The 12267-nt window shown below is 41.8% G+C and carries 10 protein-coding genes; 9 read left to right on the forward strand and 1 reads right to left on the reverse strand.

The window, feature by feature from the left end:
- Positions 1-198: 198 nt before the first annotated feature.
- From lonB to yihA, 3 genes are all read left to right on the forward strand, one after another.
- Complete coding sequence (lonB, locus tag G6554_RS04760) at positions 199-1866, forward strand: ATP-dependent protease LonB (RefSeq protein ID WP_166239272.1); 1668 nt, start codon at positions 199-201, stop codon at positions 1864-1866.
- Positions 1867-2175: 309 nt separating this feature from the next.
- The gene (lon, locus tag G6554_RS04765) at positions 2176-4485 is read left to right on the forward strand and encodes an endopeptidase La (RefSeq protein WP_481747902.1); all 2310 of its coding nucleotides are present in this window, start codon (positions 2176-2178) and stop codon (positions 4483-4485) included.
- Positions 4482-5063: a ribosome biogenesis GTP-binding protein YihA/YsxC gene (yihA, locus tag G6554_RS04770; protein WP_166239276.1), complete on the forward strand. Its 582-nt coding sequence runs from the start codon at positions 4482-4484 to the stop codon at positions 5061-5063. The genes lon and yihA overlap by 4 nt, the downstream gene beginning before the upstream one ends.
- Before the next feature lie 37 nt (positions 5064-5100).
- Here the strand turns inward: yihA and G6554_RS04775 are convergent, their stop codons facing one another.
- Positions 5101-5589 (reverse strand): LiaI-LiaF-like domain-containing protein, encoded by a 489-nt coding sequence (locus G6554_RS04775; RefSeq protein ID WP_166239278.1) that lies wholly within the window; start codon positions 5587-5589, stop codon positions 5101-5103.
- Between the two features lie 254 nt (positions 5590-5843).
- On the opposite strand from G6554_RS04775, the gene hemA reads away from it, so the two are divergent.
- Genes hemA through hemL form a run of 6 tightly spaced genes read left to right on the forward strand, consistent with a single transcriptional unit; the run spans position 5844 to position 12118 of the window.
- The gene (hemA, locus tag G6554_RS04780) at positions 5844-7187 is read left to right on the forward strand and encodes a glutamyl-tRNA reductase (protein ID WP_166239280.1); all 1344 of its coding nucleotides are present in this window, start codon (positions 5844-5846) and stop codon (positions 7185-7187) included.
- Positions 7188-7202: 15 nt separating this feature from the next.
- Positions 7203-8036, forward strand: a complete 834-nt coding sequence (locus G6554_RS04785; RefSeq protein ID WP_166239282.1) for a cytochrome C assembly family protein — start codon at positions 7203-7205, stop codon at positions 8034-8036.
- A 15-nt stretch (positions 8037-8051) separates the two neighbouring features.
- On the forward strand, positions 8052-8993 hold the full coding sequence (gene hemC / locus G6554_RS04790; protein WP_166239284.1) for a hydroxymethylbilane synthase: 942 nt from the start codon (positions 8052-8054) through the stop codon (positions 8991-8993).
- A complete protein-coding gene (locus tag G6554_RS04795; protein WP_166239287.1) occupies positions 8987-9769 on the forward strand; it encodes a uroporphyrinogen-III synthase in 783 nt (260 codons plus the stop codon). Before hemC ends, G6554_RS04795 begins: the two co-directional genes overlap by 7 nt.
- Positions 9770-9825: 56 nt before the next feature.
- Positions 9826-10806: a porphobilinogen synthase gene (gene hemB, locus G6554_RS04800; protein ID WP_166239289.1), complete on the forward strand. Its 981-nt coding sequence runs from the start codon at positions 9826-9828 to the stop codon at positions 10804-10806.
- A 25-nt stretch (positions 10807-10831) separates the two neighbouring features.
- Positions 10832-12118: a glutamate-1-semialdehyde 2,1-aminomutase gene (hemL, locus tag G6554_RS04805; protein WP_166239291.1), complete on the forward strand. Its 1287-nt coding sequence runs from the start codon at positions 10832-10834 to the stop codon at positions 12116-12118.
- Positions 12119-12267 lie beyond the last annotated feature (149 nt).

Consider the following 12267-nt stretch of genomic DNA (forward strand, 5'->3'; position numbering starts at 1 on the left):
TGATATTCCGCATTCAATGAGCGATTTCCTGAGTTCAATGAGCGAATTTCGAAGTTCAATGAGCGGATTTCCGGGTTCAATGAGCGAATCCTATCAGCATCCTTACCATACAGTTTTAAAATTTTATAGTTTATTCCGCGTTTCTACAGGAAATACTTATTACTATATATTGAGTATTTAGTTGTAGGAGGGAAATATATGAGTTGGACAGGGATTGCCTTATTTATACAGCTGTTTTTCGGAATTATTATTGGGCTGTATTTTTGGAATTTGCTAAGGAACCAGCGTACGCAAAAAGTGTCCATTGATCGGGAATCCCGGAAAGAAATGGAGCAGCTTCGCAAAATGCGATCAATATCCTTAACGGAACCATTATCTGAAAAAGTTCGTCCTTCAAGCTTCAATGATATTGTAGGCCAAGAGGATGGAATAAAATCATTAAAAGCAGCATTATGCGGCCCTAATCCGCAGCATGTGATCATTTACGGTCCACCAGGAGTTGGTAAAACAGCAGCGGCCCGACTTGTTTTAGAAGAAGCCAAAAAGAATGCAAAATCACCATTTAAGCCAGCATCTGTCTTTATTGAATTGGATGCAACAACGGCCCGATTTGATGAACGCGGGATTGCCGACCCGTTAATCGGCTCCGTCCATGACCCAATCTATCAAGGTGCCGGTGCCATGGGACAGGCTGGAATTCCACAGCCAAAACAAGGGGCAGTAACCAACGCACATGGCGGGGTTCTTTTTATCGATGAGATCGGTGAACTGCATCCCATTCAAATGAACAAACTATTGAAAGTGTTGGAGGATCGGAAGGTGTTCCTTGAAAGCGCCTATTACCACGAAGAAAATAATCAGATCCCAACGCATATCCATGATATTTTTAAAAATGGCCTTCCCGCCGATTTTCGTTTAATCGGAGCGACGACGAGAACGCCAAGTGAAATTCCTCCTGCCATTCGTTCGCGCTGTATGGAGGTATTCTTCCGTGATTTAAATCAGGAAGAAATTGTTGTCGTTGCTAGAAAAGCAGCCGAGAAAGTAAACCTAAAAATAAGCGAAACAGGCGTTGAAACCTTATCTACATATGCAAGAAATGGCCGTGAGACGGTTAATATGATTCAAATTGCGGCGGGGCTTGCGATTACCGAAGACCGTGATTTTATCAAGGATGAAGATATCGAGTGGGTTATCCATTCCAGTCAAATGACACCAAGAATGGAGCGGAAGATTAATGATATTTCGCACGTGGGTCTTGTGAATGGACTGGCTGTCTACGGGCCAAATTCCGGGGCACTACTGGAAATAGAAGTGACGGTTATCCCAGCAAAGGATAAGGGCTCGATTAATATTACTGGAATCGTGGAAGAAGAAAGTATTGGCGGCCAAGGTAAATCAATTCGCCGAAAGAGTATGGCGCGCGGATCGATTGAAAATGTTATTACTGTACTACGTTCAATGGGTGTACCGGCCAATGACTATGATATCCACGTGAATTTTCCCGGCGGTGTCCCGATTGATGGTCCATCAGCGGGTATCGCGATGGCAACAGGGATTTATTCTGCTATTTATAAAATTCCTATTGATAACACCGTGGCAATGACTGGGGAAATCAGTATTCATGGGAATGTCAAACCGATTGGCGGTGTCTATCCAAAGGTGAAAGCGGCACGGAAGGCTGGAGCCAAGACGGTGATTATCCCAGATGAGAATATGCAAACCATCTTAAATGAAATCGATGGAATTACCATTGTCCCTGTAACCCATCTACACGAAGTCTTTGAAATTGCCTTAGTCAATTCCTATCCTAAAATTGAAGCCATACCGGCATCGATTGAGTTAACGAAAAAAGAGTCAATTTGAGATAAGCGCAAGTACCCTGGTCAGCGGCGTTTGGACTGGAGCGCTGTAGCTGGACAATTCTCAAGGTCAAAAATTTTATACTTTCTTTTAAAAAGAAAACTTCGGTTTGGTTGAAAAATCATACCGAAGTTTTTTTGATAGAAAAATGGGGATGATAATGATAGTGAAAAAGAGATTAGTCTCCACACTCTAAAAATAGACACGTAAAAACAAATAAGATAGAATTGTACAACAAAGACTATTCTGCTTTGAAGTAGAAAAAAGGATTTTTGCATGTGGAGGTGCAGTATTTTGGCGAAAAAGAACGAAATGATCGTCCCCCTCCTGCCGCTTCGTGGATTGCTTGTCTATCCAACAATGGTTCTTCATTTAGATGTAGGCCGGGAAAGATCTGTGCAGGCACTTGAAAAAGCAATGGTAGATGACCATTTAATATTCTTAACGACTCAAAAGGATGTTTCCATTGATGAGCCGACTGAAGAGGACTTATATAAGCTTGGAACATTAACGAAGGTTAAGCAAATGCTTAAACTGCCAAATGGAACCATTCGTGTTTTGGTAGAAGGCTTAAATAGAGCGGAAATTGTCGCGATATATGATGACGAGGACTATTATTCCGTTAATATTGTTACATATGAGGATCCAGATACAAAAGATGTAGAAGACCAGGCCTTGATGAGAACAATGCTTGATTATTTCGAGCAATACATAAAATTATCGAAAAAGATTTCTGCCGAAACCTATGCATCGGTTGCTGATATTGAGGAACCGGGCAGAATGGCAGATATCATCGCGTCGCATTTACCAATAAAGTTAAAAGAGAAGCAAGAGATCCTTGAGACGATTGATATCAAAGCGCGTGTAAATAGTGTCATTGATACGATTCATAATGAAAAAGAAGTCCTGAACCTTGAAAAGAAGATTGGCCAACGTGTAAAACGTTCGATGGAACGGACGCAAAAAGAATACTACCTTCGAGAGCAAATGAAAGCCATTCAAAAAGAATTAGGCGATAAAGAAGGTAAGACAGGTGAAATTGCGGATCTGACGAAGAAAATAGAAAAGAAGGGAATGCCGGATCATGTGCTAAAGACAGCAATGAAGGAGCTTGACCGTTATGAAAAAGTACCAACAAGCTCAGCCGAAAGTGCCGTTATCCGCAACTATATTGACTGGCTGATTTCCATCCCATGGTCTAAGAAGACGGAGGATGATATCGATATTCTTAGGGCCGAAAAGATTTTAAATCAAGACCATTACGGACTTGAAAAAGTAAAAGAGCGGGTGTTGGAATATTTAGCGGTACAAAAGCTGACAAATTCCTTAAAAGGACCGATTCTTTGTCTTGCAGGACCTCCGGGTGTTGGTAAAACAAGTCTTGCTCGTTCAGTGGCAACATCACTTAATCGCAATTTTGTCCGTGTCTCGCTTGGCGGTGTCCGTGATGAATCCGAAATCCGCGGTCATAGAAGAACATATGTCGGGGCAATGCCGGGACGAATCATTCAAGGGATGAAAAAGGCAGGCACAATTAATCCGGTCTTTTTACTTGATGAAATCGATAAAATGTCGAGTGATTTCCGTGGCGATCCATCAAGTGCAATGCTTGAGGTTTTAGATCCGGAGCAAAACCATAATTTTAGTGATCATTATATAGAAGAAACGTATGATTTATCGAAGGTTATGTTCATTGCAACAGCCAATAACCTCTCGACGATTCCGGGGCCGTTGTTGGACAGAATGGAGATCATAACCATTGCCGGCTATACCGAGCTTGAAAAGGTTCATATCTGCAGAGACCATTTACTGCCAAAACAAATTAAAGAAAACGGCCTGACAAAAGGGATTCTTCAAGTTCGTGATGAAGCAATTCTAAAGGTGGTTCGATATTATACGCGTGAGGCAGGGGTGCGAAGCCTCGAGCGGCAAATGGCGACTATATGCCGGAAAACAGCGAAAATCATTGTTTCTGGTGAGAAAAAGCGCGTCATTATTACCGAAAAGAATGTAGAAGAATTTTTAGGAAAAACACGTTTCCATTATGGAATGGCAGAAGCAGAAGATCAAGTCGGGGTTGCTACAGGATTAGCTTATACTACGGTTGGCGGCGATACCCTGCAAATCGAGGTTTCACTTTCGCCTGGTAAAGGCAAACTCGTATTAACAGGTAAGCTTGGGGATGTTATGAAGGAATCGGCACAAGCTGCTTTTAGTTATATTCGCTCTAAAGCCGGGGTTCTTGGGATTGCCGAAGATTTTCATGAAAAATATGATATCCATATTCATGTTCCTGAGGGCGCAGTTCCGAAAGATGGCCCATCTGCAGGGATCACAATGGCAACAGCACTTGTATCGGCCTTAACCGGCAGACCGATTCGTAAGGAAGTGGGGATGACAGGTGAAATTACTTTACGGGGAAGAGTATTGCCGATTGGCGGCTTAAAGGAAAAAACACTAAGCGCCCATCGCGCTGGGCTGACAAAGATCATTCTTCCGAAGGATAATATAAAAGATATTGATGATATTCCTGAAAGTATCCGAAATGATTTAGAATTTGTCCCGGTATCCCATGTGGACGAAGTGCTGAAGCACGCCCTTTTAGAAGGTGGTGCCCGATGAAGGTAGTGAGTTCAGATATTGTCATTAGTGCCGTGAAACCGGATCAGTATCCGGAAACAGAACTGCCGGAATTTGCCCTTGCTGGCCGCTCAAATGTTGGTAAATCATCTTTTATTAATAAAATGCTAAACCGGAAAGGTTTAGCCAGAATTTCATCGAAACCTGGTAAAACACAGACCCTAAACTTTTACCTAATCAATGAAATCCTTCATTTTGTCGATGTCCCTGGTTACGGGTATGCAAAGGTATCAAAGTCTGAGCGTGCGGCTTGGGGGAAGATGATTGAAACCTATTTTACCAGTCGCGAACAGTTGCGTGCAGCCGTTTTGATCGTTGACCTCCGCCATCCGCCGACAAGAGACGATATTATGATGTATGACTTTTTAAAGCATTACGAAATTCCATGTGTCATCATAGCCACTAAAGCGGATAAAATCCCTAAAGGGAAATGGCAAAAGCATCTAAAAGTAACCCGAGAAACTCTAGATCTTGATAAAAATGACCATCTCCTGCTGTTTTCATCCGAAACCGGTGAAGGAAAAGATCAAGCCTGGAAAATATTACAAAGCTATATGTAAAAAAATAACCGTCAGCGCAATCAATATGCGCGGGCGGTTATTTTTTCTTTTTTAGCAGAAAATAGATACCAACAACAATTAAAAGAGCAGGCCAAAACTTCCAAATGATATTCATTCCGTTTTGCAGCAAACCAAAATAACTGGCAATTTTATCATAAAAAAGCAGCAGTACTGCTAAAATAAGAAAAAGGAATGCTTGAAACAGCCCATTGTTCGTCTTTTGAAAGCGAAGGAAAAAGCCTATTGAAATGATAAGGATTAACATGCCAATTGTATTTGTGGGCCAGAATGGTACATGCCCTGATAGATGAAAGTGTAGTCCGAATCCACTCATAATCACCCCGGGGAGGATGGCTTCATAATCTCTTGCTGAAAAGCCTTGACCCAAAAAAGCAATTCCGACAATAATGAGCAATGTCGGCCAGGTGAAAAATGCTTGAAAAAGTGTTATACCTGCCTGCTGCAATAAAAAGTAAGCCCCAAATCCGATAAGAATAATCCCTGGGAAAATTCGTTGATTTTTCATTGAAAAACACCACTTCCAATAAGGTTTACTTGAATCTAGTCTATTTTTTTGGTACTGTACATAGGGAAGTAATTTATCCTCATATATTTTTTTACTATAAGAATAGCCGACTAGGCCATTCCAACGGCCAGTTTTACTATATCTTATCACATAGTTTCATTTTCTGTTCACATTTTTCGGGTAAAAGTTGAAATTGCTCATGGTATAATCTTACTAGTTACTACTGTAATCTTATTGGGGGTGTAATTAACTAAATGCATATAGTCGTCATAGGTCTTAACTATAAAACTGCCCCAGTAGAAATCCGTGAGCGGTTAACATTCAATGAAACCGACCTTGTGGATGCCATTAAAAAATTAAACACGAAAAAAAGCATCTTAGAAAATATCATTTTGTCTACTTGTAATCGTACAGAAATTTATGCGGTTGTCGATCAGCTACATACCGGCCGCTATTATATTAAAGAATTTCTATCTGAATGGTTTGGAATGGATCAAACCGAATTTTCGCCGTTTTTATTCGTTTATGAAGACGACGGAGCGATTGAACATTTATTTAATGTAACGTGCGGACTTAATTCTATGGTATTAGGGGAAACGCAAATTCTTGGACAGGTGCGAACAAGCTTTATGGTAGCACAGCAAGAAGAAACGACTGGATCGGTATTTAACCATTTGTTTAAACAAGCGATTACCGTGGCAAAACGAGGCCATTCAGAAACCGATATTGGTGCCAATGCTGTATCAGTCAGCTACGCTGCTGTTGAATTGGCAAAAAAAATCTTCGGTTCGCTTGCGAAAAAGCATGTGTTAATTTTTGGGGCAGGGAAAATGGGCGAATTAGCAGCCCAAAACCTGCATGGGAACGGCGTGGAAAAAGTAACAGTCATCAACCGTACGTATGATAAAGCCATGGTGCTTGCGAGCCGCTTTAACGGTGAAGCCCGATCATTAGCGGAACTGGAGAAATCACTTGTAGAAGCAGATATTTTAATCAGTTCCACGGGTTCAAAGGATTTTGTCATTTCAAAAGAAACGATGGCTCGTGTTGAGAAAAAGCGTAGAGGAAAACCGTTATTCATGGTTGATATTGCTGTTCCACGTGACTTGGATCCAAGAATTGCTGAGCTCGAGAATGTCTTTTTATACGATATTGACGACTTAGAGGGAATTGTCCAGGCTAATTTACAGGAACGTCAGAAAGCAGCGGCAAAAATTAGGCTTATGATCGAAAAGGAAATTGTTGAATTTAATCATTGGCTTGGCATGCTTGGTGTAGTCCCTGTGATTTCAGCCTTACGGGAAAAAGCCCTAGCGATTCAAGCTGAAACGATGGTTAGTTTAGAAAGAAAGCTGCCAAACTTATCTGATCGCGATATGAAAGTGTTAAATAAACATACAAAAAGCATCATCAATCAGCTATTAAAAGATCCTATATTACAAGCGAAGGAATTGGCCGCAAGACCGGATGCGGATCAGGCAATGGAATTCTTTATGAAGATATTTAATATTGAAGAGCTTGTTCAAGATCAACATTTGAAAATAGCCGAAACGAATAAAATGCAGGTTGGAGAAGTCCAGGCTTCTTTTCAGTCATAAGGGGGCCACGCGGCTATGTTTGACCTTTTTATGACAAGGCTGCATGAACTAACAGTTGTTCTATATGCCTTCAGCGTGTTGTTATACTTTTTTGACTTTATTCACCATAACCGGAAGGCAAACCGTATTGCCTTCTGGTTACTTGCATTTGTATGGGTTTTACAAACGGTGTTCCTAGTGATCTATATGACGAAAACAGGCAGGTTCCCGGTACTCACGATCTTTGAGGGACTCTATTTTTATGCCTGGGTATTAGTAACATTGTCAATTGGGATAAATCACTTACTTCGGGTTGATTTTATCGTCTTTTTTACAAACATCCTTGGTTTTACCGTGATGGCCATTCATACCTTTGCTCCGATGCAATACTCATCGCATATCATGGCAAAGCAGCTAGTATCGGAATTGTTGTTGATCCATATTACGATGGCGATTTTGTCTTACGGGGCCTTTTCATTATCCTTTGTCTTTTCGTCATTATACCTGCTTCAATATGATTTATTGAAACGAAAAAAATGGGGAACACGCCTTTTACGGCTGGCAGATTTAGAGAAATTAGAAAAGTCATCTTACATATTGGCCGTCATCGGTGTTCCGATGCTGCTTCTAAGTGTGATCTTAGGTCTGCAGTGGGCATTTCTTAAGGTTCCGGGGATGCCGTGGTACGATATGAAAATTATCGGATCGTTCTTGTTACTTACGGCCTATAGCATCTATTTATATTTACGAATTGCGAAAAACATATCCGGCAAGAAATTAGCCATTTGGAATACAGGATCATTTTTAATCGTATTAATAAACTTTTTCTTATTTGGTCAATTATCATCGTTTCATTTATGGTATGCATAACCCTAGGAGGCAGTCATGAGAAAAATTATTGTTGGTTCAAGACGGAGTAAATTAGCGTTAACACAAACAAATTGGGTAATGGATCAGCTGAAAAAACTTGATCCATCCTTCGAATTTGAAGTCAAAGAAATTGTTACGAAAGGGGATAAAATCCTTGACGTTACCCTTTCTAAAGTTGGTGGTAAGGGGTTATTTGTAAAAGAAATCGAGCAGGCGATGCTTGATAAAGAGATTGATATGGCGGTTCATAGTATGAAAGACATGCCTGCCGTCCTGCCTGAAGGGTTGACGATTGGCTGTATTCCATTCCGTGAAGATCACCGCGATGCCCTTATTTCAAAAGGCCATGTAAAATTAAACGATTTAAAGCCAGGTGCGATTATTGGTACGAGCAGCCTGCGCCGCAGTGCCCAGCTATTGGTGCAGCGCCCGGATTTAGAGATTAAATGGATTCGCGGTAATGTTGATACAAGATTAGCAAAATTAGAAACAGATGAATACGATGCGATTATTTTAGCAGCTGCTGGCCTTTCCCGCCTAGGTTGGACTTCCGATGTCGTAACGGAGTTTCTAGATGCCGATATTTGTATTCCTGCTGTAGGTCAAGGGGCATTATCCATTGAATGCCGCGAAGATGATAAAGAATTACTAGAGCTTTTTGAAAAATTCACTTGCAAGAAAACGATGAGAGCGGTTCGTGCTGAACGTGCATTCCTTCAAAAAATGGAGGGCGGCTGTCAGGTACCAATTGCCGGCTTCGCTCGCATTGATGATGCAACAGATGAAGTAGTATTAAATGTATTAGTTGCTTCACCTGAAGGACATGATGTCTTCAAGGAAGAACTTCGCGGCCAAAATCCAGAAGAACTTGGTAATCAAGCTGCCGATTTATTAATTGAAAAAGGTGCTAAGGATTTGATTGACAGGGTCAAACGGGAGCTTGAGGGTCAATGCTAAAATCTTTACCATTGCTTGATAAAAAAGTTCTCGTTCCAAGAGGAAAAAATCAAGCAAAACCGTTTGTTGAGTTGGTTGAAAGGTACGGAGGGACTCCTGTGGAAATCCCTCTCATCGCCTTCCGGCCGACTGCACAAAATCAGCGCCTTCACGATTGTTTGATGGCCCTTGATACATATGATTGGATTATTTTTACGAGTAACGTTACCGTTGACACTTTTTTTTCTTTTTTTGATAAGGCCTGTTCCTCTTTTCCAAAGATAGCTGTGATTGGCAAAAAGACTGCAGATGTCTTGCAGCATAGGGGCCATCAAGTGGAATTTGTCCCGTCATCCTTTGTAGCTGAAAGTTTTGTTGAAGAGTTTTTACCGTATGTAAATAGTGGTGCAAGGGTATTGCTTCCAAAGGGGAATCTCGCCCGGGAATATATCGCCAGTGCGTTAACGGAAGCCGGGGCTGTAGTGGACGAGGTAGTTATTTATGAAACCTACATGCCGGAAGATAGCCGTGTAAAGCTTACGAAGATGTTAGCTGATCACCAGCTGGACATCCTTACGTTTACTAGTCCATCGACTGTCGACCATCTAATGGATGTCGTCAGGGAACATGGTTTAGAGGAACAGATGGAGAGGTGTCTGATAGGCTGTATCGGGCCGGTCACTGAGAAAAAGTTACAGGAATATGGACTAACGGTACATGCTTCACCGGAGGAGTATACTGTGGCGGAAATGATTAAAAGCATGATTACTTATTTGGAGAAGGGATCCGCTGTTTGAAAACAGTGCTTCGCGAGTAAAAGGAAATGTTACTTATTTTAGGGGGTAAACACATAATGGAATTACAATTTTCACGTCATCGCCGTTTACGCTCAAGTGCCAATATGCGCGCGCTTGTCCGAGAAAATCACTTAAGAGCGGAGGATTTCATTTATCCGCTGTTTATTTATGAAGGTGAAAATATTCGCAATGAGGTATCATCCATGCCTGGAGTATTCCAAGTATCGATGGACAATCTTAAAGAAGAAATGGATGATATCGTCGCTCACGGGATAAAATCTGTCTTATTATTCGGGATTCCGAAGACGAAGGATGCCTGTGGTGAGCAAGCGTATCACGACCATGGTATTGTGCAAGTTGCCACACGTTATATTAAAGAAAACTATCCAGAAATAATTGTTGTTGCCGATACATGTTTGTGTGAATACACTGACCACGGCCACTGTGGTGTGATTGAAGGGGAGAAAGTCCTTAACGACGAATCGCTTGAATTGCTTGTTAAAACGGCAATTGCCCAAGCGAAAGCGGGTGCCGACATTATTGCCCCATCCAACATGATGGACGGCTTTGTGGCAGCCATTCGTGCTGGTCTGGACGAAGCCGGTTTCACAGAAATCCCTGTTATGTCTTATGCTGTTAAATATGCATCTGCCTTCTACGGTCCATTCCGTGAGGCTGCGGAGGGTGCTCCGCAATTTGGCGACCGTAAAACTTATCAAATGGATCCGGCTAACCGGATGGAAGCATTTAGAGAAGCAGAATCTGATGTCCAAGAGGGCGCTGACTTTTTAATTGTAAAACCAGGTATGCCATATCTTGATATCGTCCGTGATATAAAAAATAACTTTAACCTGCCTGTAGTTATTTACAACGTAAGCGGTGAATATGCCATGATTAAAGCAGCCGCTGGGAACGGCTGGGTTGATGAGAAAAAGACCGTGCTTGAAATGCTGGTTGGTATGAAGCGTGCCGGAGCAGATTTAATTATTACCTATCATGCAAAAGATGCCTGCCGCTGGTTAAAAGAAGACCAATAATCACTTTTTGAAAAGAGGGAAAAAAATGCGTTCGTATACGAAATCGATTGAAGCATTTAAAGAAGCCCAAAACCTAATGCCAGGCGGCGTAAACAGCCCCGTACGCGCTTTTAAATCCGTTGGTATGAGCCCGATTTTTATGGAAAGAGGCAAAGGATCAAAAGTTTACGATATTGATGGCAATGAGTATATTGATTATGTACTTTCATGGGGTCCACTCATTCTTGGACACTCCAACGACCGTGTTGTCGAAGCTTTGAAAAAAACGGCTGAAAACGGTACAAGCTTTGGTGCTCCAACATTGTTAGAAAACAAATTGGCCCAGCTTGTGATTGAACGTGTGCCATCCATCGAAGTTGTGCGGATGGTTAACTCAGGAACAGAGGCAACGATGAGTGCCCTTCGTTTGGCAAGAGGCTATACTGGCCGTAACAAAATTTTAAAATTTGAAGGCTGCTACCATGGCCACGGTGATTCCTTATTGATTAAAGCGGGTTCAGGTGTGGCCACACTTGGTTTGCCGGACAGCCCCGGGGTCCCAGAAGGCATTGCCAAAAATACCATCACGGTGCCATATAATGACCTTGAAAGTGTCAAATATGCATTTGAACAATTTGGCGATGATATCGCTTGTATCATCGTTGAACCTGTCGCTGGTAACATGGGTCTAGTCCCGCCGCTTCCAGGCTTCCTAGAAGGTTTACGTGAAATTACAACTACAAACGGTTCATTGCTCATTTTTGATGAAGTCATGACCGGTTTCCGTGTCGGTTACAATTGCGCACAAGGCTATTTTAATATAACTCCTGACATTACCTGTCTTGGAAAAGTAATCGGCGGCGGTCTTCCTGTTGGTGCATACGGCGGTAAGGCAGAAATCATGCAGCAAATTGCTCCAAGCGGTCCGATTTACCAAGCGGGTACCCTTTCAGGCAACCCTTTGGCGATGACGGCTGGGCTAGAAACGCTTAGCCAGTTAACACCAGATCACTACAAGGAGTTTATCCGTAAAGGTGACTTGCTTCAAAAAGGCTTTGAGGCGGCTGCTGAAAAATATGATATTCCCATTTCCTTTAACCGTGCAGGGTCTATGATTGGTTTCTTCTTTACGAACGAAGCTGTTATTAATTATGAAAAAGCCAAGACCTCTAATTTGGAATTCTTTGCAGCCTATTACCGCGAAATGGCCAACCAAGGGGTATTCTTACCACCTTCACAGTTTGAAGGCCTATTCCTATCCACGGAGCATTCTGATGTGGATATTGAAAAGACAATTAAAGCAGCAGAGGTTGCTTTTTCGAAGCTTAAATAATTTAGCGCAGCACCCACTTGATTTGATATGCTCCCCTTTAGGTAGACAGATTAAAAAATAAAAATCTGGCTACTTAAGGGGAGTATTTTTTATGTCCAAAAGAGCTTTTTCTGCAGAGTATAAATATGAGGTTCTAAAAGCTTGGGAGG

The organism is Bacillus sp. MM2020_4, from assembly GCF_011250555.1.
GTDB lineage: Bacteria > Bacillota > Bacilli > Bacillales > Cytobacillaceae > Neobacillus.

Coding starts and splice junctions, on each gene's coding strand:
- G6554_RS04785 (WP_166239282.1), top strand. CDS start 7,203: ATGTTTGACCTTTTTATGACAAGGCTGCATGAACTAACAGTTGTTCTA.
- hemL (WP_166239291.1), top strand. CDS start 10,832: ATGCGTTCGTATACGAAATCGATTGAAGCATTTAAAGAAGCCCAAAAC.
- G6554_RS04775 (WP_166239278.1), bottom strand. CDS start 5,589: ATGAAAAATCAACGAATTTTCCCAGGGATTATTCTTATCGGATTTGGG.
- hemB (WP_166239289.1), top strand. CDS start 9,826: ATGGAATTACAATTTTCACGTCATCGCCGTTTACGCTCAAGTGCCAAT.
- lonB (WP_166239272.1), top strand. CDS start 199: ATGAGTTGGACAGGGATTGCCTTATTTATACAGCTGTTTTTCGGAATT.
- G6554_RS04795 (WP_166239287.1), top strand. CDS start 8,987: ATGCTAAAATCTTTACCATTGCTTGATAAAAAAGTTCTCGTTCCAAGA.
- yihA (WP_166239276.1), top strand. CDS start 4,482: ATGAAGGTAGTGAGTTCAGATATTGTCATTAGTGCCGTGAAACCGGAT.
- lon (WP_481747902.1), top strand. CDS start 2,176: ATGATCGTCCCCCTCCTGCCGCTTCGTGGATTGCTTGTCTATCCAACA.
- hemA (WP_166239280.1), top strand. CDS start 5,844: ATGCATATAGTCGTCATAGGTCTTAACTATAAAACTGCCCCAGTAGAA.
- hemC (WP_166239284.1), top strand. CDS start 8,052: ATGAGAAAAATTATTGTTGGTTCAAGACGGAGTAAATTAGCGTTAACA.